At 66.3% G+C, this 23806-nt stretch carries 24 protein-coding genes and 1 tRNA gene; 11 read left to right on the forward strand and 14 right to left on the reverse strand.

Translation table 11 applies throughout. The annotated features are described in order from the left end of the window. Positions 1-2: 2 nt before the first annotated feature. Positions 3-695 (reverse strand): metal-dependent hydrolase, encoded by a 693-nt coding sequence (locus FIU91_RS15060; protein WP_152463091.1) that lies wholly within the window; start codon positions 693-695, stop codon positions 3-5. 98 nt (positions 696-793) lie between these two features. On the opposite strand from FIU91_RS15060, the gene FIU91_RS15065 reads away from it, so the two are divergent. From FIU91_RS15065 to FIU91_RS15085, 5 genes are all read left to right on the forward strand, one after another. After that, positions 794-1459 (forward strand): ceramidase domain-containing protein, encoded by a 666-nt coding sequence (locus FIU91_RS15065; protein ID WP_152463092.1) that lies wholly within the window; start codon positions 794-796, stop codon positions 1457-1459. Between the two features lie 45 nt (positions 1460-1504). Beyond that, a complete protein-coding gene (gatC, locus tag FIU91_RS15070; RefSeq protein WP_152463093.1) occupies positions 1505-1792 on the forward strand; it encodes an Asp-tRNA(Asn)/Glu-tRNA(Gln) amidotransferase subunit GatC in 288 nt (95 codons plus the stop codon). Then, positions 1789-3270 carry an Asp-tRNA(Asn)/Glu-tRNA(Gln) amidotransferase subunit GatA gene (gatA, locus tag FIU91_RS15075; RefSeq protein WP_152463094.1) on the forward strand — a complete coding sequence of 494 codons (1482 nt, stop codon included), beginning with the start codon at positions 1789-1791 and terminating at the stop codon, positions 3268-3270. Before gatC ends, gatA begins: the two co-directional genes overlap by 4 nt. Before the next feature lie 36 nt (positions 3271-3306). Continuing rightward, the gene (locus FIU91_RS15080; protein ID WP_342741985.1) at positions 3307-4020 is read left to right on the forward strand and encodes a hypothetical protein; all 714 of its coding nucleotides are present in this window, start codon (positions 3307-3309) and stop codon (positions 4018-4020) included. Positions 4021-4103: 83 nt separating this feature from the next. Then, positions 4104-4682, forward strand: a complete 579-nt coding sequence (locus FIU91_RS15085) for an N-acetylmuramoyl-L-alanine amidase (protein WP_254701973.1) — start codon at positions 4104-4106, stop codon at positions 4680-4682. Positions 4683-4685: 3 nt separating this feature from the next. Here FIU91_RS15085 and rlmB read toward each other — a convergent pair whose 3' ends face one another. Continuing rightward, positions 4686-5468, reverse strand: coding sequence for a 23S rRNA (guanosine(2251)-2'-O)-methyltransferase RlmB (gene rlmB / locus FIU91_RS15090; RefSeq protein WP_152463096.1), 783 nt, complete (start codon positions 5466-5468; stop codon positions 4686-4688). Between the two features lie 128 nt (positions 5469-5596). On the opposite strand from rlmB, the gene FIU91_RS15095 reads away from it, so the two are divergent. Continuing rightward, positions 5597-5680, forward strand: a tRNA-Tyr gene (locus FIU91_RS15095). Positions 5681-5705: 25 nt separating this feature from the next. On the opposite strand, the gene FIU91_RS15100 is transcribed toward FIU91_RS15095, so the two are convergent. The 4 genes from FIU91_RS15100 to FIU91_RS15115 all read right to left on the reverse strand — a co-directional run bounded on the left by FIU91_RS15100 (position 5706) and on the right by FIU91_RS15115 (position 11077). Further along, entirely contained in the window at positions 5706-6944 is a 1239-nt protein-coding gene (locus FIU91_RS15100; RefSeq protein ID WP_152463097.1) for an FAD-binding oxidoreductase, read from the reverse strand. Positions 6945-6947: 3 nt separating this feature from the next. Beyond that, the gene (locus tag FIU91_RS15105) at positions 6948-7418 is read right to left on the reverse strand and encodes a CoA-binding protein (protein ID WP_152463098.1); all 471 of its coding nucleotides are present in this window, start codon (positions 7416-7418) and stop codon (positions 6948-6950) included. 184 nt (positions 7419-7602) lie between these two features. Further along, a complete protein-coding gene (locus FIU91_RS15110) occupies positions 7603-9903 on the reverse strand; it encodes a xanthine dehydrogenase family protein molybdopterin-binding subunit (RefSeq protein WP_152463099.1) in 2301 nt (766 codons plus the stop codon). Positions 9904-9937: 34 nt separating this feature from the next. Beyond that, on the reverse strand, positions 9938-11077 hold the full coding sequence (locus FIU91_RS15115) for a type III PLP-dependent enzyme (protein ID WP_152463100.1): 1140 nt from the start codon (positions 11075-11077) through the stop codon (positions 9938-9940). Between the two features lie 110 nt (positions 11078-11187). On the opposite strand from FIU91_RS15115, the gene FIU91_RS15120 reads away from it, so the two are divergent. Further along, positions 11188-11616, forward strand: a complete 429-nt coding sequence (locus FIU91_RS15120) for an Lrp/AsnC family transcriptional regulator (protein WP_093009664.1) — start codon at positions 11188-11190, stop codon at positions 11614-11616. Here the strand turns inward: FIU91_RS15120 and FIU91_RS15125 are convergent. Further along, complete coding sequence (locus tag FIU91_RS15125; protein WP_152463101.1) at positions 11613-12221, reverse strand: inner membrane-spanning protein YciB; 609 nt, start codon at positions 12219-12221, stop codon at positions 11613-11615. The two genes, FIU91_RS15120 and FIU91_RS15125, sit on opposite strands and share 4 nt — an antisense overlap. 38 nt (positions 12222-12259) lie before the next feature. Continuing rightward, on the reverse strand, positions 12260-13162 hold the full coding sequence (locus tag FIU91_RS15130; RefSeq protein WP_152463102.1) for an EamA family transporter: 903 nt from the start codon (positions 13160-13162) through the stop codon (positions 12260-12262). 111 nt (positions 13163-13273) lie between these two features. Here FIU91_RS15130 and FIU91_RS15135 point away from each other — a divergent pair, with 111 nt between their 5' ends. Continuing rightward, positions 13274-13768: an MgtC/SapB family protein gene (locus FIU91_RS15135; protein WP_152463103.1), complete on the forward strand. Its 495-nt coding sequence runs from the start codon at positions 13274-13276 to the stop codon at positions 13766-13768. An 18-nt stretch (positions 13769-13786) separates the two neighbouring features. Here FIU91_RS15135 and ftsY read toward each other — a convergent pair whose 3' ends face one another. Further along, complete coding sequence (gene ftsY, locus FIU91_RS15140; protein WP_152463104.1) at positions 13787-15073, reverse strand: signal recognition particle-docking protein FtsY; 1287 nt, start codon at positions 15071-15073, stop codon at positions 13787-13789. A gap of 108 nt (positions 15074-15181) precedes the next feature. On the opposite strand from ftsY, the gene FIU91_RS15145 reads away from it, so the two are divergent. Then, on the forward strand, positions 15182-16078 hold the full coding sequence (locus tag FIU91_RS15145) for a lytic transglycosylase domain-containing protein (protein ID WP_152463105.1): 897 nt from the start codon (positions 15182-15184) through the stop codon (positions 16076-16078). A 55-nt stretch (positions 16079-16133) separates the two neighbouring features. On the opposite strand, the gene FIU91_RS15150 is transcribed toward FIU91_RS15145, so the two are convergent. The 4 genes from FIU91_RS15150 to FIU91_RS15165 are packed head-to-tail and all read right to left on the reverse strand — an operon-like array spanning position 16134 to position 20666. After that, complete coding sequence (locus FIU91_RS15150) at positions 16134-16835, reverse strand: ABC transporter ATP-binding protein (protein WP_152463106.1); 702 nt, start codon at positions 16833-16835, stop codon at positions 16134-16136. Continuing rightward, positions 16828-17598 (reverse strand): ABC transporter ATP-binding protein, encoded by a 771-nt coding sequence (locus FIU91_RS15155; RefSeq protein ID WP_152463107.1) that lies wholly within the window; start codon positions 17596-17598, stop codon positions 16828-16830. The genes FIU91_RS15150 and FIU91_RS15155 overlap by 8 nt, the downstream gene beginning before the upstream one ends. Then, positions 17595-19433 carry an ABC transporter permease gene (locus FIU91_RS15160; RefSeq protein WP_152463108.1) on the reverse strand — a complete coding sequence of 613 codons (1839 nt, stop codon included), beginning with the start codon at positions 19431-19433 and terminating at the stop codon, positions 17595-17597. The genes FIU91_RS15155 and FIU91_RS15160 overlap by 4 nt, the downstream gene beginning before the upstream one ends. Before the next feature lie 27 nt (positions 19434-19460). Further along, entirely contained in the window at positions 19461-20666 is a 1206-nt protein-coding gene (locus FIU91_RS15165) for an ABC transporter substrate-binding protein (RefSeq protein WP_152463109.1), read from the reverse strand. Between the two features lie 120 nt (positions 20667-20786). On the opposite strand from FIU91_RS15165, the gene FIU91_RS15170 reads away from it, so the two are divergent. Then, positions 20787-21473 (forward strand): D-lyxose/D-mannose family sugar isomerase, encoded by a 687-nt coding sequence (locus tag FIU91_RS15170; protein ID WP_152463110.1) that lies wholly within the window; start codon positions 20787-20789, stop codon positions 21471-21473. Continuing rightward, a complete protein-coding gene (locus FIU91_RS15175; RefSeq protein ID WP_152463111.1) occupies positions 21470-22396 on the forward strand; it encodes an aldose epimerase family protein in 927 nt (308 codons plus the stop codon). Before FIU91_RS15170 ends, FIU91_RS15175 begins: the two co-directional genes overlap by 4 nt. Here FIU91_RS15175 and FIU91_RS15180 read toward each other — a convergent pair. Then, positions 22393-23784, reverse strand: coding sequence for an FAD-binding oxidoreductase (locus tag FIU91_RS15180; protein ID WP_152463112.1), 1392 nt, complete (start codon positions 23782-23784; stop codon positions 22393-22395). The two genes, FIU91_RS15175 and FIU91_RS15180, sit on opposite strands and share 4 nt — an antisense overlap. Between the last annotated feature and the right edge of the window lie 22 nt (positions 23785-23806).

The following is a 23806-nucleotide window of genomic DNA, read 5'->3' on the forward strand; positions in this document are numbered from 1 at the left end:
GCTCACATTTCGATGGGCGAGAGCACCTCGGCCTCGATCACGTCGACGCCCGACAGTTCCGCCTTCATGACGTCCGCCGATTGCTCGAGCGCGGGGAAGGTCTTGTAATGACACGGGATCACGGTCTTGAAGTCGAAGAACGTCTTGGCCGCGTATGACGCGCGCTTCATGTCCATCGTGAAGTGCCCGCCCGCGCAGAGGATGCCGATATCGGGTTTGTGCAGGTCGTTGAAGATCTTCATGTCGGCCATCACGTCCGTATCGCCCGAGACATAGATCACGTGGCCGTCGCCCTCGATCATGTAGCCGCATTCGGACCCGGCCGATTGCAGGATGTTCTCGCCCGGCATCGTCGAGGAATGGGTCGCGTGGACCATCGTGATCTTCACGCCGTCGAGGTCGACCGTGCCGCCCTTGTTGAAGCCGAGCGTGTCGAGCCCTTCGGTCTCGCCCCAGAAATTCATCAGGTCGAACTGGCCGACGATCTGCACGGAGAGCGACTTGGCCATGTCCACGACCTCCGAGGCATGGTCGAAATGCCCGTGCGTCAGCAGGATATGCGTCGCGCCATCGGTCGCCTCGGCCTTGCGGTCCTCGGGAAAGGACGGGTTCCCGTCGAGCCAGGGGTCGAGCAGGATCACCTTGCCGCCGATTTCGAGGCGGAACGAGGCATGTCCGAGCCATGTGATTTTCATGAGGTCTCTCCTTCGATGCTGTCTTCTTCGGCATAGGCTAGCCTGTCCGGCGCCACTGACGAGGTTATATCTGGCACGCGACGCTTCGGGGGAACGGGATGGACTGGCGAACCTACATCGACGGCTATTGCGAACGGCTGGAACCGGGGCTCTGGGCAGAGCCGATCAACGCGCTCACGAACCTCGCCTTCCTGATCGTCGCGGCGCTTCTCTGGCGACCGAGCCGAGGTGTGCCTATCGCCCGCGCGCTCGTCCTGATCCTCGGTCTGATCGGGATCGGATCGGGGCTCTTCCACACGTTCGCCGAAGCCTGGGCGGGCCTTGCGGACGTTCTGCCCATCGCTGCCTATGTCGCCCTTCACATCTTCGCGGCGAACCGCGACTATCTGGGGTTCGGCACCTGGGCGGCGCTCGGCATCACCGCGCTCGAATTCGCCGCCATCGCGGCGGTCGGCTCAAGCCCGGTCTTTGCCTGGCTCGGCGGATCGGGCGCCTATGCACCGATCCCCTGCCTCATCGCGCTCTACGCTGTGATCCTCGCCCGCAGCGCACCCGCCACCGCGCGGGGCCTTGCCATCGGCGCAGCGCTTCTGGCGCTTTCGATCACGTTCCGCGCGCTCGACGCGCCACTCTGCGGCACGCTGCCTTTCGGCACGCATTTCCTCTGGCATATCCTGAACGCGCTCATGCTCGGGCACATGATCCGGGTCTATCTCGCGCACATCGCAGAGGCCCGGCTTGCGGGCCGCGCGGACGGGCGATAAACGCGACGCGAACGAAAGACGTCAGACCAGAGAGGCCCCGCCCCCATGTCGATTGACGAAAAGACCGCGGCCCATGTCGCCAAGCTCGCCCGGATCCGGGTCCAGGAAGCGCGCCTTCCCGAGCTCGCACAAGAGTTCAACACCATTCTCGGCTTCATCGAGCAGCTCTCGGAAGTCGACGTGGACGGCGTCGAACCCATGGTCTCGGTCACGCCCCAGCGCCTCAAGCGGCGCGAGGATGTCGTGACGGCAGGCGGCGATGCGAAACGCGTCCTGTCGAACGCGCCCGATGCGCGCGAGGGCTTCTTTGCCGTTCCGAAGGTGGTAGAATGAGCGAACTCAGTGCCGTGAAGATCGCCGAGGCCCGCGATGCGCTGGCCAAGGGCGATGTCACAAGCGTAGAGCTTACCGAGGCCTGCCTTGCGGAGATCGAGGGGGCGGATGCGCTCGGCGCCTTCGCGCACAAGACGCCCGAAAAGGCGCTTGAGATGGCCCGCGCGGCGGATGCGCGGATCAAGGCGGGTGATGCGACGGCGATGACGGGCATCCCGCTTGGCATCAAGGATCTCTTCTGCACGCAAGGCGTCGACAGCCAGGCGGCGAGCCGGATTCTCGAAGGCTTCCGCCCCGAATACGAATCCACCGTGACGCGTCAGCTTTTCGAGGCGGGCGCGGTCATGCTGGGCAAGCTCAACATGGACGAGTTCGCGATGGGCTCGTCGAACGAGACCAGCGTCTACGGCAATGCGGTGAACCCCTGGAAGGTCGACGACCGCGCGCTGACGCCCGGCGGCTCCTCGGGCGGTTCGGCAGCGGCGGTCTCGGCCGATCTCTGCCTTGCGGCGACGGGCACGGATACAGGCGGCTCGATCCGCCAGCCCGCGGCCTTCACCGGCATTACCGGCCTCAAGCCCACCTATGGCCGTGTCTCTCGCTGGGGCATCATCGCCTTCGCCTCCTCGCTCGACCAGGCTGGCCCCATGACCAAGGACGTGCGCGACGCGGCGATCATGCTGCAGGCGATGGCCGGGCACGACCCGATGGATTCGACATCGGCCGACCTCGCCGTGCCGGATTTCGAGGCGATGCTGACGGGCGATATCAAGGGCAAGACCATCGGCATTCCGCGCGAATACCGCATGGAGGGCATGCCGCAGGAAATCGAGGATCTCTGGGCCGAGGGGCGCAAGATGCTCGAGGATGCGGGCGCGAAGATCGTCGATATCTCGCTGCCGCACACGAAATACGCGCTGCCCACCTACTACGTGATCGCCCCCGCCGAGGCGTCCTCGAACCTCGCGCGCTATGACGGCGTGCGCTATGGCCGCCGCGCCGAGCTCGGCCAAGGCGACGGCATTGTCGACATGTACGAGAAGACCCGCGCCGAAGGCTTCGGTCCCGAGGTGCAGCGCCGCGTGATGGTCGGCACCTACGTGCTTTCCGCTGGCTTCTACGACGCCTATTACAATCGTGCCCGCAAGGTCCGCACCCTCATCAAGCGGGACTTCGAAGAGGCGTTCGCGCAGGGCGTCGACGCTATCCTGACGCCTGCGACGCCCTCGGCCGCCTTCGGGCTCGGCGAGATGCAGAACGCCGATCCGGTTCAGATGTATCTCAATGATGTGTTCACCGTGACCGTGAACCTCGCGGGCCTTCCGGGTATATCTGTTCCGACCGGCCTCGACAAAAGCGGTCTGCCGCTTGGGCTGCAGCTCATCGGTCGGCCCTGGGAAGAGGGCGATCTGCTGAATACCGCCTATGCGCTCGAGCAGGCGGCAGGCTATGTGGCCAAGCCCGAACGTTGGTGGTAACGCCCGTTCGGCTCAACTGACGTATCGGAGGTGCGCATGATGCGCTTTCACATCCTGACACCTGTCGCGCTTCTTGCGCTGACCGCATGTGCGCCGTCGGTCCCCGACAGTGGCGCGGGCGTCGGTTTCGACAGCTACGATGACAATCGTCGCGCCGCGGTCGACGCGGAGCTTCAGGGCACCGGCACGACCGCCGTGCAGCCGCCTGCCGATGTCTCCTCGCAGCCCTTGGATGGCGCATCCGGCACCGGTGGCGGCGACGATGTTGCCGAGATGGCTGCACGTGCGCTCGACGGTAATTCGGGGCCGGTCGATGCCTCGCCCTCCAACCCGCCGCCGCAATCGGTGACGAATGCCGCCGGCATTTCCGACGAGCAGAATTTCGACTCGGTGTCCGGCGAACGGTCGATCGAGCAGGACGCGGCGCTCATCCAGCAGAACCGGGCTCAGTACCAGGTGATCCAGCCGGGCGCAGTGCCGCAGCGCACCGGCAATGAGGGGCCGAACATCGTGGCCTACGCGCTCCAGACCAACAACCAGGTCGGCCAGCCGCTCTATCGGCGTGGACCCTTCTCCTCAAAGGAGAAGGAAGCTCGGAACTGCCGCAGCTACGCCTCAAGCGATCTGGCGCAGGAGGCGTTTCTCGCCGCGGGCGGGCCCGAGCGCGACCGCGAAGGGCTCGATGCCGATGGCGACGGCTTTGCCTGCAGCTGGGATCCGTCGGTCTTCCGCTCGGTGCGCGGAAGCTGAGGATCGAACGACGCCCCTCGCCCAATTGCGGGCCGCGCCGTGACGGCGCGCGGCCCGACCACGTCATCATCCACTACACCGCCATGCAGACGCCCGAGGCAGCGCTGACACGCCTCTGCACGCCCGAGGCCGAGGTGTCGGCCCATTACCTCATCGCCGAGGATGGCCGGACTTGGCAACTCGTCGACGAGGAGATGCGGGCCTGGCACGCGGGCGCCGGGCAATGGGGCGCGATCACCGACATGAATTCGCGCTCGGTCGGGATCGAGCTTGCCAATGACGGTGCCTCGCCCTTTCCCGAGCCGCAAATGGTGGCTCTCGAAGCGCTCCTGCCGGACATCATGCAGCGCTGGGACATCGCGCCCGAGCGTGTGATCGGGCATTCCGACATGGCCGTCGGGCGCAAGATCGACCCGGGTCCGCGCTTCGATTGGCGGCGCCTGGCGCTGTCGGGGCTCGCGGTCTGGCCGGAAACGGGCAGACCGGGAGAATTCGAGGCCGATGCGCGCCGCGCGGGCTTTGCCTGGGCGGAAGGTCAGGAAGAGGCGCTGCTCAACGCGGTGCGGCTACGGCTGCGGCCCTGGGGCGACGGGCCGCTCTCGGATGCGGATCGCGCGGCGATAGCGGGTCTTGCCGCGCGATATCCAGCGGCGGAGGCTTAGCAGCTACCGCGCCCGCGCCGCGTAAAGCGCCACCGCTGCGGCATTCGACACGTTGAGCGAGCCGAAACCGCCCGCGAAGTCGATCCGCACCAGTGCATCGCAGCTTTCCTTGGTCTTGGGCCGGAGTCCCGGACCCTCCGCCCCCAGAACCAGCGCCACGGCCCGGCTGCCCGCCTCGGCGACAGCCGCCTCGAGAGACCCGTCCGCCTCCCCATCGAGCCCAAGCACCGTGTAGCCCATGTCCTTCAGCGTCTCGATCGTGCGCGACAGGTTGACCTCGCGCAGATAGGGCTGACGCTCGAGTGCGCCTGACGCGGTCTTGGCGAGCGCCCCGGTCTCAGGCGCGGAATGATGTTTCGTGCCGATCACGGCACGCGCGCCGAACACCTCGGCCGAGCGCAGGATCGCACCGACGTTATGCGGATCGGTCACGCGGTCCAGAAGAACGACGCGCGGCGGCCGCTCTCCATCTCCGGCGGCGACGTCGGCAAGCGGGCCCCAATCCAGCGGTTTTACCTCGAGCGCCGCGCCCTGATGCACGGAGCCGGGATCGAGCGGCGCGGAGAACTTCCTCGGATCGTGGATCTCCGCCTCGACGCCCGAAGCCGCCACCGCGTCCTTCAGCTTTTCGCTGGCATTGGGCGTCAGGATCAGCCGAAGCTTCACACGGGCGGGATTCTCCAGAGCATCGCGCACGGCGTGCAGACCAAAGAGCCAGACGGTTTCCGCCGCGCCGGCTTTCTTCGCCTGCTCTTTCTCGACCACCCAACGAGGCTTTTTCGCCATGTCATGCACCTTTGTTCACGGGTCTCCGGCATGTCCGAGAGCGCCCCGTCATGCAAGGGATTTTCCGGTTGACGGGCCATAGGGCCTTCTGTATCCGACGCTCCACGCGAGGGCTGCGAGCCCGCGCAGGGCGACGCGCTGCAAGGTGCGGCAGCGGACTGTAAATCCGCCGGGGAGACCCACGCCTGGTTCGATTCCAGGGTCGCCCACCATTTCCCCCAACGTATCAGAAGACCGTCATCCGTGCCCGAACCGGCGCGCGGCATAAGGCGCGAGATCGACGTTCGGACGCCGCCCCATCAGCGCCTCGGCCAGAAGCCGTCCCGTCTTCGGACCGGCGGTCAGTCCGACATGGTGATGCCCGACAGCGCCCCAGAGGCCGCTCTGCCCGATCTCCCCAAGAAGCGGCAGGGAGTCCGGCAAGGCCGGGCGGTGCCCCATCCATTCGCGGGCTGTCCCGAGCGCGAGGTTCGGGAACGCCTCTGCCGCCTGCCTCCGGAGCAGTCCGAAGGGCGCGCGGGAGGGTCCGGCCTCGGTGCCGCCGAATTCAAGAATTCCGGCAAGCCGCGTGCCGTCCGTCATCGGTGTTGCCACGAATTGCCCGCTGGCGACCATCGTCGGTTGGCGGGGGCCGCCTGCCTTATCGCTGAGCTGCAGATGATACCCGCGCTCCGTCTCGAGCGGCAGATCGAGGCCCGCTTCGGCGAGAAGCGCGCGCGATCCGAGACCTGCGGCCACCACCACACGCTCGTAGGCGCGCGTTTCTCCATCCGCGATCACGCCGTGCACCTGACCGTCCTCGAGGACAAGATGCTGCGCCTTCGCCCGCCAGAGCGTGCCACCTTCGGCTTCGAAGGTCTGTGCCAATGCCGAGACATACGCGCCGGGATCGGCGATGAAACCGTGATCCTTCATCACGGCGAGGCAACCGATGCCGGGACCAAGCGCCGGATCATACTCCTGCACCGCGCGTCCCTCGATCCGCTCATGCGGAAACCCCGCCCGCGCCTTGATCGCGAGCGCCGCCGCATCCGCCGTGTAGGCCCGCATATCCTGGTAGGCATAGACGTAATCGGATCGCCGGAGGAACGCCTCGGCGCGCGTGCCTTTGGCTAGTGCCTCATGCGATTCGACCGCATCGGTCACCAAGGTTTCCAGCGCCGCGCCGATCCGCGCGACCTCGGCTTGCCCGGCATGGCGCGCCGCGCGCAAGAGCCAGGGCAAGACCTTCGGAAGGTAAGCCCAACGCAGGAAAAGCGGCGCATCGCGGTCAAGCAGCATCCCCGGCGCGCGACGGATGGCGGCCGCATCGAGCGAAGGCCGAACCGCCGAGGCGGCAAGCACCCCCGCGTTACCCCAGGACGCGGCCGCGCCCGGATCACCCCTTTCGATCAGCGTCACGTCCGCGCCCAGCCGTCTCAGCCAGATCGCGGACGATACCCCGACGATCCCTGCCCCGATGACCGCGACGCGCATGGCTCAGAGCTTGGACGAGATGACACCCGTCGCGAAGCCGCCCATACGCAGCTCACCGAACAGGCGCTGATATTCGATCTTCGGACAGCGGTTCTGGATCACGTCGACACCGCGCGCCTCGGCTGTCGCCGCCGCCTCCGCGTGTTCGACACCGATCTGCATCCAGACAGTCTTGAGCGTCGGGAAAAGCTCCAGAGCCTCGTCGACGATGGGCGGCACGGCCTCGGAGCGGCGGAAGATGTCGACCATGTCGACCTCGGCGTCGATATCGGCCATCGACCCCACCACCTTGCGCCCGAATAGCACGCTGCCCGCATGTCCGGGATTGACCGGATGCACCTCGAACCCCTTGAGCGACAGATATCGGCCCACATAGTGGCTCGGCCGCACCGGGTTGGGCGACACCCCGATCATGGCGATCACGCGAGTACGTTTCAGAATGTCTCGGATAAGGGCGTCGGAATAGGCTGTCATGCGACCAGACAGCACGAAAAAGGCGCCCGGGCAAGAACCCGAGCGCCAGTCACGGAACGAGGGACAGTGAAGGTCTCGCGAGCGTTCCGAGCCCGCGATCCTGATAAAGAAATGGGCGCGAAAGACACAGTTTAAAGGCCAATCGCAAAAGCGTGAACATTTTCGGTTGCACTTGGGAGTAAAGCTATTCCGCGGCCAGCGGAGATTCGGCGGCGCGTAGCATCTCCCAGACCCGGTGCGGCGTGAAAGGCATGTCGGCTTGCCGCACGCCCCGCTGCCAAAGCGCGTCCTGCACGGCGTTCGAGATAGCGGCGAGCGCGCCAACGGTGCCGGCTTCCCCGCAGCCTTTCATCCCCATCGGGTTCGAGGTGGAGGGCACAGGTTCGGTCTCGAAGCGAAAGAACGGAAGATTGTCGGCGCGCGGCATCGCGTAATCCATCAGGGAGGCGGTCAGAAGCTGACCGGTCTCATCGTAGACGACCCGCTCGAGCAGCGCCTGGCCCGCACCTTGCGCGATCCCGCCGTGAACCTGCCCTTCGACCAGCAAGGGATTGATGAGATTGCCGAAATCGTCAACGATGGCGTAGCGATCGAGGCTCACTTCGCCGGTCTCGGGGTCAACCTCCACCTCCACGACATGACAGCCATTGGGGAAGGACCGAGCGGCGAGCTTTTCATGCGCCTTGAATGACAAAAGCGCGTCCTGCCCTTTCTCGCGCGCCATCTCCGCCACCTCGAGCATGGTCGGCGTCTCGTTCGATCCTTCGATCCGGAACCGCTCGTCGTCGAAGGATACGTCGCCCCGCCCGACGCCGAACTCATCGGCCAGGAAGCCCGAGAACGCGGTCACGATATCGTCCACGGCCTTCAGCGTGACATTGGCCTGCACCGTGACCGACCGCGATCCGCCAGTGCCTCCGCCTTGCGCGATCTTGTCCGAATCGCCCTGAACGACGCGGATCGCCTCCACGGGGATGCCGGTCTGATCGCTGAGAAACTGGGCATAGACCGTCTCGTGCCCCTGCCCGTTTGACTGGGTGCCGACATAGATGGTCGCGCCGCCGTCTTCGAACACGACTTCCACGCCCTCGTCGGGCGCGCCGAGAATGGCCTCGATATAGTAGCAAAGCCCCTGCCCGCGCAGCTTGCCGCGCGCCTCGGTCTCGGCATTGCGCGCGGCAAAGCCTTTCGCGTCGCTTGCGCGTTCGGCATGGGTCAGAACGCGGGCGAATTCGCCGACATCGTAGGTCTCGCCGCCGACGGTGTCGTAGGGAAACCTGTCCGGCGCGATGAAATTGCGACGGCGCAGCTCCCACGGGGTCAAACCCAGCTCGCGCGCCGCACGGTCCATCATCCGCTCCAGAAGGTAGATCGCTTCGGGCCGCCCGGCCCCGCGATAGGCGTCGACCTGGCAGGTATTGGTGAAGAACGCCTCGGATTCGAGATAGGCCGCCTTGATGTCGTAGACGCCTGTCATCACCCGGCTGAAGAGCTGCGTCTGCATGAGCGGGCCGAACTGGCTGGCATAAGCCCCGAGGTTGAAGCGCGTATCGATGCGGTATCCGGTGATCCGGTACTCGGCGTCGAAACCAAGCGTCGCGGTCGACACGAGATCGCGGCCCATATTGTCCGACAGCATCCCCTCGCCGCGCTCGGCTGCCCAGCGGACGGGCCGCCCCAGCATCCGCGCGGCCTGGGCGACGGCGAAATATTCGGGATAGATCATCGTTTTCATGCCGAAGCCGCCGCCGACATCCTGCGTGGTGACATGGACGGCTTCGGGATCGAGGTTGAGAAGCTTCGCGAACTGCGACTTGTGGGTCCAGACGCCTTGGCTCGAAAGGTCGACATGCAGCCGCTCGCCGTCCCAATCGGCGATGCAGACGCGGCCCTCGAGCGAATTGGCGATAACCTTGTTGTCGGACACCGTCATCGTGACCGTGTGCTCTGCCGTCTCCAGCGCCTCGGTCACCTTGTCCTCTTCGCCGATCCCAAAGGTGACGGAGCGGTTGTCCGGGGCCTCGTCGTGCAGCGCCTCGCCGCCCGGCCCGATCTCGAGATGTACCGGGAGATCCTCGATATCGGGCATGATGAGCTCTGCCGCATCCTTGGCCTGATCGAGCGTTTCGGCCACGACCAGCGCCATCGGCTCCCCGACGAAGCGCACCTTGTCCTCGGCGAGGATGGGACGGCGCGGGGCGATGCCGGAGCTGCCGTCGCGGTTCTTGACCATTACGGTAAAGAGCCCGTCGGTCACGCCTTCGGCCCGCAACTCGTCAGCGGTCAGCACCAGATGCACGCCCGGCGCGGCGCGTGCCTCCTCCACGTCCATCCCGGTGATCCGGCCATGCGCGACCGGCGCGCGCAGGAAGACACCGTAGAGCGCGCCATCCGGGGCCACATCGTCGGTATAGCGCCCTTCGCCCTTGAGAAACCTCACGTCCTCGCGGCGGGGAACGGGTTGGCTTTTTCCGAACTTTTCCATGAAAGGTGTCTCCGGCTGAGGGTTTGGCCGGACCTTAAATCTCCGTGACGCGGTGTCCAGTGCCCGAGAGAGTGACGGTCTCCGCCCGGCCGTAACCATTGAAACCGGTAGCGATGGCGCTGCCGTAGGCTCCGAGACCCGGGAAGATCAGGTAATCGCCCTCCGCGATGTCGGCAGGCAACGCCAGCGCCTCCGGCAGCCGGTCGATACTGTCGCAGGTCGGGCCGAAAACGATGCGCGGCTCTGGCTGAGCGTTGCGAGGCCCATCAGGGCCAAGCGTCACGACACCCGCCCCGGCAGCCATGTCGCGCCATTCGGCAAGATGGCCGTAGACCCCGTCATTGAGAAAGATCGCCTCGCCGCTCACCGCCTTGACCTGAAGCGCCAGCGAGAACGCGTCTGCCACAAGCGCGCGGCCCGGCTCGCACAATAGCGCGGGCGGCGTTTCGAAGGCGTCCTGCGCGGCTCGCTCGATGGCCTGGAAGATTGCTCGGAAATTCGGGGACGCGCCGCCGCGCGCCGCGGGAAAGCCGCCGCCGACATTGAGCCGCTCGAGCGTCACCCCGGCGTCGTCCGCGACGCGTGCCGCCGCGTGGATATACGCCACCCACGCCGCCGGTTCGGTGCATTGCGTGCCGGGATGGAAACAGATCGCAGGCCGCGCGCCGCGCGCAGCCGCTGCGGCCAGTAGCGCGGTGGCGGCGGCGGGCTCCGCGCCGAATTTCGCGCCGAAATCGTAGGCCGCGCCAAGGACAGCCAGCTTGAGCCGTACGCTGATCTCCTGGCCTGCCACATCGCCGAGCTTGTCGAGCTCGCTCAACCTGTCGACGGACCATGAGGTAACGCCCGCCTCCCGCGCGAGCGCGATCTCGCCGCGTGCGCGAACCGGGTTGTTGTAGTGCAAGACCGCGCCGGGCAGTACGCGGCGCACCCAGTCGATCTCCTCGGGAGAGGCAACATCGAAAGCGGATATGCCGGAAGCGCTTAGCGCTTCCAGAACATGCCGCGCTGGGTTCGCCTTGACCGCGTATGTCACTTGTCCCGGAAACCCGCGCAGGAAGGTCTCTGCGCGCGCAGCCAGCGCCTCGGGGCGGAAATAGAGAACCGGCGCTTCCGGCATCGCGTGCGCGAGATGCGTCGCCTCGGTCGTGAAAAATCTGTCCTGCCGAACCATGCCTGCCCTCACTGCTCTTGTTTTGAGAAAGTGTGCGGCAGGTTTTCGTCGCTTTCACGCGCCACTTGAGTCAGTCTGAACGAAAATTCCGGCAGATCGCAGGACAAATCATGCAAATCGACGATACCGACCGCCACCTGATCGCACTACTCGCCGAGAACGCCCGCGCGCCGGTCGCCAAGCTGGCGCGCGCGACGGGACTCGCGCGGACCACGGTTCAAGCCCGGCTCGAACGGTTGGAAAGCTCAGGCACCATTGGCGGGTACACGATCCGCAAGGGACCGGGGCTGAAGCCCGTGCTCTCCGCCTCCGTTCTGGTCTCGGTCGAGCCTCGCAGCGAGGCTGCGGTCGTCGCCCGGCTGAAGGCTTTGCCTGGTATCGTCCGCGCGACCACCACCTCGGGGCGCACGGACCTTCTTGTGGAAGTCACGGCGGAGACAACAGAAGCGCTCGACGCGCTCCTGGACAGGATCGGTGAGGCGAAGGGCGTCAGAAGTTCCGAAAGCCTCATTCACCTGACGACGAAGATCGCGCGTTAACCCTGGCTGTCTTCTTCCAGCGCGTAGTCGCGGAAAAGCGCGCCTTGGGCGATGAAGAAGGCAAAGAGCGCTGCCGTCAGACCGAAGGTCTTGAAATAGACCCAGGTTTCGGTCGTCATCGTCCGCCAGACGATCTCGTTGAGCACCGCCAGTGCAAAGAAGAAGGCGCAGAGCCGCTGGGTGAGCTTCATCCAGCCCTCATCCTTGAGCGGCATCAGACCTTCCATCACGAGGCGCAGATAACTTTGCCCGCGCAGGAGCCCGACGCCAAGGACCGCGCCGAAGAGCAGGTAGATCAGCGTTGGCTTCATCTTGAAGAAGCGGTCGTCGTTCAGCCAGACCGACAGACCGCCGAAGACCACGATCAGCACCGCGGTCACGATCTGCATCCGGCTGAGATGCCCGGTGAGGGCCCACAGCGCCGCGGTCGAGGCGAGGATCACCGGAATGAAGCCGGCTGTCACGACGATGAAGCCGTCATATTCCGTCCCGCCGATGGTGAAGACGCGATCCTTGAGCCAGAGATACGCCACGAAAAACAGGATCACCGGACCCAGTTCCAGCCCGCTTTTCACCAGCGGATTGATCTCGCGTTTCTCGCTCATGGTCTCTCCTTCGTTTTGCTCGTGGTGATATGGGGTATTCAGCCGCCCATCTCAACGATGACCGCGCCGGCCGCGATCAGCGTCATCAGCGCGATACGCCGCGGCCCCACCGTTTCCTTGAGCACGAGCCAGCCGATCACCGCTGCGAAGACGGTCGAGGTCTCGCGCAGAACTGCGGCCTCGCCGACCTTGTCGAGCCGCGTTGCCAGCATCACCGACCCGAACGAGAAGAAGGCGACGATGCCGCCCACGATGCCGCGCAGCGCCAGTGGGCCGAGTGTCGGTCGATCCGCCATGCGGCTCCACCGCCAGACCGCATAGGGCGGCATCGCCAGCCCGTCGATGAAGAAGAACCACGCAAGGAAAGTGAAGGGGTTCGCCGTCGCGCGGATTCCATAGGCGTCGTAGGTCGTGTAAAGCGCGACCAGGAGCCCTGTAATGACCGCGAGGATAAGCGCGATCCCGAGCGACTCCCGCTGCGTCTCGAGAAAGATGAAATTGTAGACAGCTAATCCGAAGATCCCCGCGAGCAGCACGCCGACGCCCAGCCATTGCACGCCGGTGAAGACCTCGCCAAAGAGGATCCCCGCTCCGATCACGGTGAAAAGCGGCCCCGTGCCCCGCACCACGGGGTATACGACCGTGTAGGCCCCCTTGGTATAGGCGAGCGCCTGCATGATCTTGTAGCCGGTGTGAATGACGAACGCGCCGGCGAAGATCGGCCACATATGCGGCTCGGGGAACGGCACGAGGAACAGCGCGATCGGCATCGCCATCAGCCCGTAGGAGGCATCTATCGCCCCGCGCGACAGCCACGGATCGTGCCGCCCCTTCTGGAGCGCGCCGAAGACCGCGTGCAGAAAAGCCGCCAGCAGCGCCAGCGCAAGCGCGAGCCGATGCCCCGCCTCGGTCCCTTCGAGCGATATGATCAGGTCGGACATGCGGGCTCCGACAAATAAGATGCATTCTCTGCAAATTTTTTAGCGGCACCCGGAAACATCACACCAAAAGGGGCGTTCGTCACATAAGTGTTACAAACAGGAGCGGCGCACATGCCTTGGCTTGAGCTACTCCGGCAGGAGTTCCTCACCACATTCAGCACCACGCCATTACCGGTCGCGGCGCTGCGGCTGGTCTGCGCGGCGACGCTCGGCGCCGTACTCGGCTGGGAAAGGGAGCGCCGCGACAAGCCTGCGGGCTTACGCACGCACATTCTCATCGCCATCGCGGCTTGCCTCTTCACGCTGATCGCGTTCGACCTGATGGATCTTCCCGAGAACGACCAGGATTCGCTCCGCACAGATCCCATCCGTGTCATCGAGGCGGTCACGCAGGGCGTGGCGTTTCTGGCCGCGGGCTCGATCATCACCCACGGCGCGAAGGTGCAGGGCCTGACCACGGGCGCGGGCATGTGGATGGCCGGCGCGGTGGGGCTCTCCTGCGGCACGGGGAACGTGCCGCTGGCGCTCCTGGCTACCGGCCTCGGCCTTGCTGTCCTCTGGATCATGGCAGCGATCGCCCCTGCCGAACGCGCGAACGACGACTGAGCCGCGCGTCCGCCGATCTCACCGTTCGAGCCCGGTCAGCGCGGCGGCGAATTCCTCGGGATCGAAGGGCGCGAGATCGTCGATCTGCTCGCCGACCCCGATCGCGTGGATCGGCAGGCCGAACCGGTCGGCCAGCGCAACCAGCACCCCGCCTTTCGCGGTTCCGTCCAGCTTGGTCATCACGAGGCCCGAAACGTCGGCGAGCTTCTGAAAGGTCTCGACCTGGTTGAGCGCGTTCTGCCCAGTGGTCGCATCGAGCACGAGCAGCGTATTATGCGGCGCGTCGGGATCTTTCTTGCGGATGACGCGCACGATCTTCTCGAGCTCTGCCATGAGATCGGCGCGGTTCTGGAGCCGCCCCGCCGTGTCGATCATCAGAAGGTCCGCGCCGTCCGACTGCGCCTTGCCCAGCGCATCGAAGGCAAGGCTGGCCGGATCCGAGCCTTCCGGCGCGGTCAGGACCGGCACGCCCGCGCGCTCCCCCCAGACCTGGAGCTGCTCCACGGCGGCGGCGCGGAACGTATCGCCCGCCGCGATCACCACGGACTTCCCGGCGGCACGGAACTGCGATGCGAGCTTGCCGATCGTCGTGGTCTTGCCCGACCCGTTCACGCCGACGACCAGCACGACCTGCGGCTTGGACGGATAAAGCGGCAGCGGCTTGGCGACGGGCTCCATGATCCGCGCGATCTCGGTGGCGAGCAGCTCCTTGATCTCCCGCGTGGAGAGCCTGCGCCCCATCCGCCCCTCGGCCATGTTCGCCGTCACGCGCAACGCCGTCTCGACGCCCATATCGGCGGTGATGAGCAGCTCCTCGAGCTGTTCAAGCATGTCATCGTCAAGCGCGCGCCGCATCTCGGTCGCCTGCCCGCGCTTGCCGAAGAGACGCGAGAAGACGCCGCCGCCCGCTGGTGCCTCCTGCGGTGTCTCGGGCGCAGTCTCCGCAGGCGCCTCGGGGATCTCGATCGGCGTCAACGCCGGGCGCTCGGTCGGCGGCTCGGGCGCGGGATCCTCGGGCATGGGCACGTCCGGCGCGGGCGTCTCCCCCGGCTCAGGCTGCGGATCTTCCGGCTGTGGCGCTTCGCGGGGCGGCTCGGGCGGGGTCTCGGGAACCGGGCGCGGCGCAGGCTCGGGGTCTTGGGGCGGCGTGACGTCCGGTGCCTCGGGCTCGGGTGTCGCGGGGCGCTCGGGCTCCGGCGTCTCGGGCTCGGCGCTGCCGCCCTCCTCGACGATGGCATCGAGCCCCTCCTCGAGCTTCGACGAGGATTTGAAGAGCTTGGATTTGAGCTTGCCGAAAAAGGACATGCCGTGCCTGCCTGGCCTGGAAAAGGATCCCCTTTCACCTATCCCCTCGCCTTCGTGAGGAAAAGGCCCGTTGACCCCGGCGCATGCAGCGGCCTTAGACTTCACCTCATGCTGCGTCTCGCCTTGCTCCTTCTGTGCCTCTTGCCCGCGCCAGCCGCCGTCGCCTTCGAGCCGCGCGCGCCGGGCACGCTATGCTCCTCGGGCAAAACGGCGAATGTGCAATGCATCCGGCCCGCGCACCGCACTCACGACATCTGCCAGGCGATCGGACATTTTGCCGGCGCGAACGGGTTGAACCCGCATTTTTTCGCGCGGCTTCTCTGGCAGGAAAGCCGCTTTGATCCCAACGCGCTCTCGCCCGCCGATGCGCGCGGCATCGCGCAATTCATCGACAGCACGGCGGCGCTCCGTGGCCTGACCGACAGCCTGAACCCGGCGCTCGCCATCGAATATTCCGCCCAATACCTCGCCGAGCTCACGGCCCGTTTTGGCAATGAAGGCCTCGCGGCCGTTGCCTATAACGGTGGCGAGGCGCGCGCCGAGGGGCTGATCGCAAAGACCGGCGGCCTTGCCCGCGAGACCGTCGACTACGTCCAGATCATCACCGGCCTGACCGCCGAGACCTGGCGCGACGATCCACCCGAAGAGCCCGATTTCCGTCTGCAGGGCGATATGCCGTTCGAAGACGCTTGTCTTGAACTCGCGCTCGAAAGCCGTCTCAGCGCCTATCCCGATCCAGAGCCCGCCATCGCCCCCTGGGGCGTGCAGGTCGCCTTCGGCCGCTCCAAAAGCGCCGCGCGCGAGGCATTCACCCGCAAGACACGCGCCTGCCAGAGCGTTGCAAACGCCGCCGACCTCGACCTCGTCTTCGTCAAGAACCGCGTCTCGGGGCGGCAGGGCTTCTACATGGCCCGGCTCGGTGCCGAGAACGGACGCGCGGCGGGTCAGCTATGCGACCGCCTCAGGTCATCGGGCTGCGTCTGCGCGGTCTATCGCAACGACTAGCCGCGCCGCCCCTGCTTTGGCTTGGCAAAAATACCGTATAGATCCCGCTCGCCGCTCAGACCGCCAGATGCCGTTTCGCGATCTCCGGCGCTGCATCGAGCGCGGCAAAATCACCCTCGAAGACGACCCGGCCGTGGTCGATCACAGCCACCCGGTCCGCCACGGCGCGGGCAAAGGGCAAGGCCTGTTCGGACAGGAGCACGCTCAGCCCTTCGCGTTTGAGCCGCAGGATCGCACGGGCCATTTCGGTCACGATCACCGGCGCGATGCCTTCGGATGGCTCGTCGAGCAGAAGGCAGGCCGGGTTGCCCATGAGCGTCCGCGCGATCGACAACATCTGTTGCTCACCGCCCGAAAGCGCCTTGCCCCGCGCCTCGGCGCGTTCGGCAAGGTTCGGGAACAGCTCGAACAAGGCTGCCTCGTCCCATCGCGGCACGCCTTCGCGCGCGGCTTGCCGCCCGGTCTCGAGGTTCTCGCGCACGGTGAGCTGCGTGAAGATGCGCCGGTCCTCGGGCACGTAGCCGAGGCCTGCCCGCGCCACCCGGTAGGGATCGCTTCCCGTGATGTCTTCTCCGCGAAAGCGCACTTGCCCAGCCGCGACAGGCAGCATCTGCATCGCGGCCTTGAGCGTCGTGGTCTTGCCAGCGCCGTTGCGGCCCAGAAGCGCGACAACCTCTCCAGGTCCGACAGATAGCGACAGACCCTGCAGGATCTGCGCCTTGCCGTAGAAGACCTCGAGTCCCTCCAGCTCAAGCATCGGCCAGAGCCTCCGGGTCGAGGCCGCCGCCGAGATAGACCTCCCGCACGCGCGCATCGGCGCGGACCTCTTCGGGCGTGCCTTCCGCGATAAGCGCACCCCGGTCGAGCACCATCACCCGTTCGGCATGGGCGAAGACGACATCCATGTCGTGCTCGGTGAAGAGGATCGTCATGCCGCTCTCGCGGGCGATGCCGGTGACCGTCTCCATCAAGTCGGTGCGTTCCGTCGCGGCCATGCCCGCCGTCGGTTCGTCCATGAGCAGGAGCCGCGGCTCGCCGGCGAGGGCGATGGCAAGCTCGAGCCGCTTGAGATCGCCGTAGGCCAATACCGCCGCGGGCCGGTCCAGCTGGTCGGCAAGACCAACGGTGTCAAGGAGCGCCTCGGCGCGCTCCCGGTGCAGATGCCGTGCGTAGGGTAGAAGCGACAGGGTTCGGCCCTCATGGGCAAGGCAGGCGGTCTGGACGTTCTCCGCGACGCTCATCGAGGCCCAGGTCCCGGTGATCTGGAAGGTCCGTCCGATCCCGCGCCGCACGATCCGCGCAGGGCGCAGGCCGGTGATCCGCGCGCCGCCGAAATAGACCTCACCCGAATTGGGCCGCGTCTCGCCCATCAGCATCTTGAAGAGGGTCGATTTACCCGCGCCGTTCGGTCCGATCAGCGCCCGGATATCCCCTGCCGCAAGCTCAAAGCTCACGCCGTCGACGGCGCGCAGCGCGCCGTAGTGGCGGGAAAGGTCTCGGACGTCCAGAAGCGCGCTCATCGCTGCACCCGCGCCCACAGCGCCCTTGCCGTGCCGACGATGCCTTGCGGCGCGATGGTCACGATGAAGAGCACCACGAGCCCCAGCGTCAGCCGCCAGTATTCGAACCGCGTCAGCCAATCGACACCCGCCTCGAAGACCGCGCCGCCGACCCAACCGCCCGAGAGCGTCTTCACCCCGCCGAGAAAGACCACGATCAGCGCATCGAAACTCCGCGCGATCTCGAGCTCGTTTGGAAAGACCGAGCCCTTGGCGAAGACGAAGAGCCCGCCCGCCAGCCCCGCCATCGCCCCCGCGAAGGTAAACGCCGCCCATTGCAGGCGCCGCACGTCGAGCCCCGAGGCCGCCGCGCGCGGGGCATTGTCCCGCGCGGCGCGCAGCGCGTATCCGAAGGGCGCATGAGCCGCGTGGCGCAACATCAGGATGCCTCCCACGCAGAGCGCGAAGGTCAGAAGATAGAAGATCGCATTGGGATCGGCCCAGCGCGCGGGCCAAATGCCCACAAGCCCGTCAGAGCCGCCGGTGAACGCGCCGCCCTGCCAGACGAGCGACCAGAGAAGCTGCGCGAAGGCGAGCGTCAGCATCGCGAAATATACGCCCGAAGCCCGGAGCGCGACGAACCCGATCCCGAGCGCGAGAAGCCCGGCGCTCAGAGGTGCTAGGAGGAGCGCCAATTCCATCGGCGCGCCGGCATGGCGCACCAGCAGCGCCGCAGCGTAGGCCCCGCCGCCATAGAAGGCCGCATGCCCGAAGCTCACCAGACCGGCTTGCCCCAGAAGAAAATGCAGCGAGGCCGCGAAAAGGCAGAAGATCAGGATATCCGTGGCGAGGATCACCGCGAAGCCCGACCCGTAGAGAGGCAGCGCGGCAAGCACAACGAGCGCCAGCGCGACGCCGACACGGACCGGCCAGCCTGCGGGCCGGATCGGATCTTCGGGCGGGCCGGCCTGCCCCATCTCGCCCGCGACTTCCTCCCGCCCAAATAGGCCGAAAGGCCGCCACATCAGCACCGCGACCATGACGACGAAGGTCAGCGCCAGGGTCGATTGCGGCAGGAAGGTCACTCCGAAAACCCCCACCACCGAGATCAGCACCGAGGCGAGATATGCGCCCGGAAGCGAGCCCATGCCGCCCACCACAACGACAACGAAGACCGATGTGAGGATGGTGAAATCCATGAGCAGGTCCGCCCCGCCCTTGGGTAATTGCAGTGCGCCGCCAAGCCCCGCGAGCGCGCAGCCAAGCGCGAAAGTCCCCGTGAAGAGCCAGCGCTGGTTGACGCCGAGCGCGCCAACCATCTCCCGATCCTGCGTCGCCGCACGCACGAGGATGCCGAACCGCGTGCGGGTGATCAGCGCCCAGAGCGCCAGGGCGACCAGAGGCGTGATCGCTATGAGAGCGAGATCGTATTTCGGCACCGGCTCACCCAAAATACGGACCACCCCGCGCAATCCCGGCGCGCGCGGACCCAGAAGATCCTGCGGCCCCCAGATCATCAGCGCGAGATCCTGTACGATCAGGATGACCCCGAAGGTCGCGACGAGCTGAAAAAGCTCTGGCGCGGCGTAGACCCGGCGCAGGATCACGATCTCGACGAAGGCTCCGATCGCGCCGACGGCGATCCCGGCGAGCAAGATCGCGCCCCAGAAGCCGAAGGATCCCGGCAGAACCTGCATCAGCGTCCAGCCGATATAGGCCCCGAGCATGTAGAAGGAGCCATGCGCGAAGTTCACGATCCGGGTGACGCCGAAGATCAGCGACAGGCCCGAAGCGACCATGAAAAGCGCCCCGGCATTGGCCAGCCCGGTCAGGATCTGCGCGAGGATCGGGCCCATCGGCGGTCCTTTGTCAGCCCTGCGAGATCACTCGGACGGGCGGCGCTCTGACACGGTCTCGTCGTCCGGCAGGTAATCGGCGCCGTCGCGATACGACCAGTCGACCATGACGCCCTGTCCGTCCTCCACCGCGGTCGTGCCGACGAACGCGCCCATCGTCGCCTGGTTGTCGATCTCGCGGTAGATCACCTCGCCCACCGGGCCCGTCACCGACAGCCCCTCGAATGCCGCGCGGATCGCGTCCGGCTCGAGGCTGTCGGCCTCGCGGAGCGCCGCGGCGACCGAGAGGCCCGTCATGTAGCCCACAAGCGAGCCGTTCTTCGGCGTCTCGTCCCAGCGCGTCTCGTAGGCGTTGACGAATTCGGCGTTCGGCCCGTCATCGAAAGCGTACCAGGGATAGCCCGTCACGACCCAGCCTTCGGGCGCCTCGGGCCCGAGCGGCTCGAGATATTCGGGCTCGCCTGACAGGAGGCCGAACACCTCGCGCCCGTCGAAGAGACCCCGGTCGCCGCCCTCGCGCACGAACTTGGCAAGGTCGGGGCCGAAGGTCACGTTGTAGATCGCGTCGGGCTTGGCGCCTTCCAGGGCCTGCACTTCGGCGCCCGCGTCGATCTGGAAGAGCTGCGGCCATTGCTCGACGACGAACTCGACCTCGGGTTTCAGCTCCGTCAGCACCTCCTTGAAGGCCGCGACAGCGTCGTTGCCATAGGCGTAGTTGGGCGCGATCGTCGCGTAGCGGATGGCATCGGTCTTGGCCGCCTCTTCGGCCAGCATCGCGGCCTGCATGTAGGTCGAGGCGCGCAGGCGGAAGGTCCAGGGATTGCCCTCCGACCAGACCAGAGCATCGGCCAAGGGCTCGGAGGCGAGGTAGACCCAGCCCTGGCGATCCGCGAGCGAGGAGATGGCGAGGCCCACATTCGACAGGATCGAGCCGGTGATCATCACCGTGCCCTCGCGGGTCATCAGCTCTTCGGCGATGCGGATCGCCTCGCCCGGCTCGCCCTGATCGTCGCGGAAGATCACCTCGATCGGGCGACCGTCGATGCCACCGGCCGCGTTGACCTCTTCGACAGCCATCTCGTAGCCCTTGCGATATGGCTCGGCGAAGGCGGCCATGCGCTTGAAATGGTTGATCTCGCCGATGCGGATCGCCTCGCCGTCCTGCGCAAAGAGCGGCGCGGCTATGGTCGAGATTGCGGAGACCGTGAGGGCGGCAAAGGTTCTGCGGAGCATGAGGCGCGTGTCCTTTTCGGCGCTGTCGTCAGGGTTGTCGGGGTTGTAAGCACTTGCAGGGCAGGATTGCAAAGCTCAAAACCGGGAAAGCCCGGCAAAAGGCAAGGAGGAGGCCCTGGAATGAAGCGCAGCCGCGTGAACGACATCATGGAGGAGGCGGACGCGACAATGCGCCGCTTCGGCTTCGTCCTGCCGCCCTTCGCCTATTGGACACCCGAGGAATTTCGCACGCGCGCAAGCGACGCCCGGCATGTCATCGACGCCCGCTGCGGCTGGGACATCACCGATTTCGGCGCGGGCCGGTTCGACGAGCTTGGCCTTTTCCTGTTCACGCTCCGAAACGGAAAGCTCTCGGACCTCGAGGCCGGGCGTGGCATGTGTTACGCGGAGAAGCTCCTGATTTCGAAGAAGGATCAGCTGTCGCCCATGCATACCCACTTCCTCAAGGCCGAAGACATCATCAATCGCGGCGGCGCCACGCTCTGCGTCGAGCTTTTCGGTTCAGACGATGCGGGCGGCTTTGCCGAGGATCGCGGCGGCACGGTCATGTGCGACGGCGTCGCGGTGGAATACGGCCCCGGCGAGATCCTGCGCCTTGCGCCCGGAGATAGCGTCACCCTCCGCCCCGGCGACTGGCACGCCTTCTGGGGAGACGGCGGCGATGTCCTGATCGGCGAGGTTTCGACCGTGAACGATGACGAGACCGACAATATCTATCGCGAGCCGCTGGGGCGGTTCTCCGACATCGAGGAGGACGCCGCGCCGCGCCACCTGCTGGTCTCCGATTACGCGCGGTGGCTCGCATGAACGAGCAGTTGCAAATCGTGGAGATCGGCGACGGCCCGCTCCGCGCCCGCCTCGTCAATCGCGGCGCATCGGTCGCGGCACTGACGCATGACGAGATCGAGACGCCGCTCGTCCTCGGCTATGACGATCCCGCCGACTACCTGACCGACGCCGAGTTCATGGGTGCGATCGTCGGCCGTGTCGCGAACCGGATCGAGGGCGCCGAGGTCGAGCTCGATGGCGCGCGGCACCGCCTTGTTCCGAACGAAGGCCCCACCATCCTGCATGGCGGACCGGACGGCACCTGGGCGCAGCTCTGGACGCTGGAGGCGGCAAGCGAGACCGAGGCGCGCTTCACGCTGACCTTGGCCGACGGGCATATGGGATTTCCCGGAGAGTTGCGGATCGAAGCGCTCTATACCTGCTCGGGCGAGACGCTGAGCATGTCGCTCACCGCGACCACCGACAGGGCGACCTTCTGCAACCTTGCGAGCCACATCTATTACGCGCGCAGCTCCGACGCGCGGCTCATGGTCCCGGCCGATACCTATCAGCCCGTCACGAACGGCATACCCGATGGCGACCCTGAAACGGTCGCGGGCACGAGGTTCGACTATCGGACACCGTCGCCCATCGCCTCGCCCATCGACCACAACCTCTGCTTGTCGCGGCACCGCGCGCCATGCCGGGAGATCGCGGTGCTGGATGAGCCGAAATACCGCCTCGCGATCGCCTCGACCGAGGCGGGGCTGCAAATCTATGACGGCGGCCATCTCGACCTGCCGGGCGGTATCGGCGGGCGGCACTACCGTGCCGGTGACGGGCTCGCCCTGGAGCCGCAGGCCTGGGTCGACGCCCCGAGGCGTGCCTGGGCCGATCAGGTCATCCTGCAGCCCGGCGAGACCTACGCACAGGAAACCCGGATCATCGTTACCCCGCGCTAGTCGATCTCGACGACCTTGCCGGGGTTCATCAGGTTCAGCGGATCGAGCGCGCGCTTGATGTCGGCCATCACGTCCACCGCGTCGCCGTGCTCGTCGCGCATATAGGCCATCTTGCCCGAGCCGATACCGTGCTCGCCAGTAACGGTGCCGCCCAGATCGAGCGCCACATGGCTCACCTTCGAAGCCAGCGCCTTGGCTTTGGCGACCTCATCCGCGTCCTCTGGATCGACCAGGATCGAGAGGTGGAAATTCCCGTCGCCCACATGGCCCACGAGCGGTGCGACAAGTCCGGCCTCGGCGATCATCTCCTTGGTGCGCCGGATGGCCTCGGCCAGCGCGGAGATCGGAACGCAGCTGTCGGTGACCACACCCCGCGCGCCGGGCCGCAGCGATTGTGCGGCGTAATAGGCGTTGTGGCGCGCTTCCCAGAGTTTCGTCCGGTCTTCGGTTTTCGTGGCCCAGGCGTAATTGGCCGCGCCGAACTCCTCTGCGATGTCGCGGAAGCTTTGCACCTGTTCCTCGACCCCCGCTTCGGTGCCGTGGAACTCGAGGAAAAGATGCGGCCGCTCGGGCAGGCCCAGATCGGGGTTGTAGAGGTTCATCCCCCGCATCTGTACCTCGTCCAGAAGCTCCACCCGCGCAAGGGGCAGACCCGACTGGATGGCAAGGATCACCGTCTCGACCGCCGCGCCGATATCTGGGAAGTCGCAAGTCGCGGCCGAGATCCGTTCGGGCTGACCAAAGAGCCGCAAAGTGAGCTTGGTGATGACGCCCAGCGTACCCTCGGAGCCCACGAAGAGGTGGGTCAGGTCATATCCGGCGGAAGATTTGCGCGCCCGCGTGCCGGTCTCGATCACCCGGCCATCCGCAAGGACCACCTCGAGAGCGAGCACGTTCTCGCGCATCGTCCCGTAGCGGACCGCGTTGGTGCCCGAGGCCCGCGTCGCGGCCATGCCGCCGAGGGTGGCATTCGCGCCCGGGTCCACGGTGAACATGAGACCCGTCGCGCGCAACTCCTCGTTCAGCGCCTTGCGGGTGACGCCCGGCTGAACGACCGCGTCGAGATCCTGCTCATGGACCTCGAGGATCCTGTTCATCCGGCTCGTATCGATCGAGATCCCGCCCTGAAGCGGCACGACATGCCCTTCCAGCGAAGAGCCGATGCCGAACGGTACCACCGGGCAGCGATGGGCATGGCAGGCGGCCATGATCCGGCTGACTTCCTCGGTGCTTTCAGGAAAAACCACCGCGTCGGGCAGGTGCGGCGCGGCATAGGCTTCGTCGCGCGCGTGCAAATCGCGCACGGATGTGCCGGTCGAGATCCGCTCGCCGAGCCAGTCCGACAACTCGGCGATGAGCGCAGTGTGACCGCTTGCCTGTCCATCCATGAAGATGCCCCCTCTATTCACT

This window comes from Roseivivax sp. THAF30 (genome assembly GCF_009363575.1).
Classification (GTDB): Bacteria; Pseudomonadota; Alphaproteobacteria; order Rhodobacterales; family Rhodobacteraceae; genus Roseivivax; species Roseivivax halotolerans.

Coding starts and splice junctions, on each gene's coding strand:
- FIU91_RS15080 (WP_342741985.1), top strand. CDS start 3,307: ATGATGCGCTTTCACATCCTGACACCTGTCGCGCTTCTTGCGCTGACC.
- FIU91_RS15110 (WP_152463099.1), bottom strand. CDS start 9,903: ATGGAAAAGTTCGGAAAAAGCCAACCCGTTCCCCGCCGCGAGGACGTG.
- FIU91_RS15085 (WP_254701973.1), top strand. CDS start 4,104: ATGCAGACGCCCGAGGCAGCGCTGACACGCCTCTGCACGCCCGAGGCC.
- FIU91_RS15115 (WP_152463100.1), bottom strand. CDS start 11,077: ATGGTTCGGCAGGACAGATTTTTCACGACCGAGGCGACGCATCTCGCG.
- FIU91_RS15145 (WP_152463105.1), top strand. CDS start 15,182: ATGCTGCGTCTCGCCTTGCTCCTTCTGTGCCTCTTGCCCGCGCCAGCC.
- FIU91_RS15180 (WP_152463112.1), bottom strand. CDS start 23,784: ATGGATGGACAGGCAAGCGGTCACACTGCGCTCATCGCCGAGTTGTCG.
- ftsY (WP_152463104.1), bottom strand. CDS start 15,073: ATGTCCTTTTTCGGCAAGCTCAAATCCAAGCTCTTCAAATCCTCGTCG.
- FIU91_RS15125 (WP_152463101.1), bottom strand. CDS start 12,221: ATGAGCGAGAAACGCGAGATCAATCCGCTGGTGAAAAGCGGGCTGGAA.
- FIU91_RS15165 (WP_152463109.1), bottom strand. CDS start 20,666: ATGCTCCGCAGAACCTTTGCCGCCCTCACGGTCTCCGCAATCTCGACC.
- FIU91_RS15160 (WP_152463108.1), bottom strand. CDS start 19,433: ATGGGCCCGATCCTCGCGCAGATCCTGACCGGGCTGGCCAATGCCGGG.
- FIU91_RS15175 (WP_152463111.1), top strand. CDS start 21,470: ATGAACGAGCAGTTGCAAATCGTGGAGATCGGCGACGGCCCGCTCCGC.
- FIU91_RS15060 (WP_152463091.1), bottom strand. CDS start 695: ATGAAAATCACATGGCTCGGACATGCCTCGTTCCGCCTCGAAATCGGC.
- FIU91_RS15170 (WP_152463110.1), top strand. CDS start 20,787: ATGAAGCGCAGCCGCGTGAACGACATCATGGAGGAGGCGGACGCGACA.
- FIU91_RS15130 (WP_152463102.1), bottom strand. CDS start 13,162: ATGTCCGACCTGATCATATCGCTCGAAGGGACCGAGGCGGGGCATCGG.
- gatA (WP_152463094.1), top strand. CDS start 1,789: ATGAGCGAACTCAGTGCCGTGAAGATCGCCGAGGCCCGCGATGCGCTG.
- FIU91_RS15100 (WP_152463097.1), bottom strand. CDS start 6,944: ATGCGCGTCGCGGTCATCGGGGCAGGGATCGTCGGGGTATCGTCCGCG.
- FIU91_RS15105 (WP_152463098.1), bottom strand. CDS start 7,418: ATGACAGCCTATTCCGACGCCCTTATCCGAGACATTCTGAAACGTACT.
- FIU91_RS15150 (WP_152463106.1), bottom strand. CDS start 16,835: ATGCTTGAGCTGGAGGGACTCGAGGTCTTCTACGGCAAGGCGCAGATC.
- FIU91_RS15065 (WP_152463092.1), top strand. CDS start 794: ATGGACTGGCGAACCTACATCGACGGCTATTGCGAACGGCTGGAACCG.
- rlmB (WP_152463096.1), bottom strand. CDS start 5,468: ATGGCGAAAAAGCCTCGTTGGGTGGTCGAGAAAGAGCAGGCGAAGAAA.
- FIU91_RS15155 (WP_152463107.1), bottom strand. CDS start 17,598: ATGAGCGCGCTTCTGGACGTCCGAGACCTTTCCCGCCACTACGGCGCG.
- FIU91_RS15135 (WP_152463103.1), top strand. CDS start 13,274: ATGCCTTGGCTTGAGCTACTCCGGCAGGAGTTCCTCACCACATTCAGC.
- FIU91_RS15120 (WP_093009664.1), top strand. CDS start 11,188: ATGCAAATCGACGATACCGACCGCCACCTGATCGCACTACTCGCCGAG.
- gatC (WP_152463093.1), top strand. CDS start 1,505: ATGTCGATTGACGAAAAGACCGCGGCCCATGTCGCCAAGCTCGCCCGG.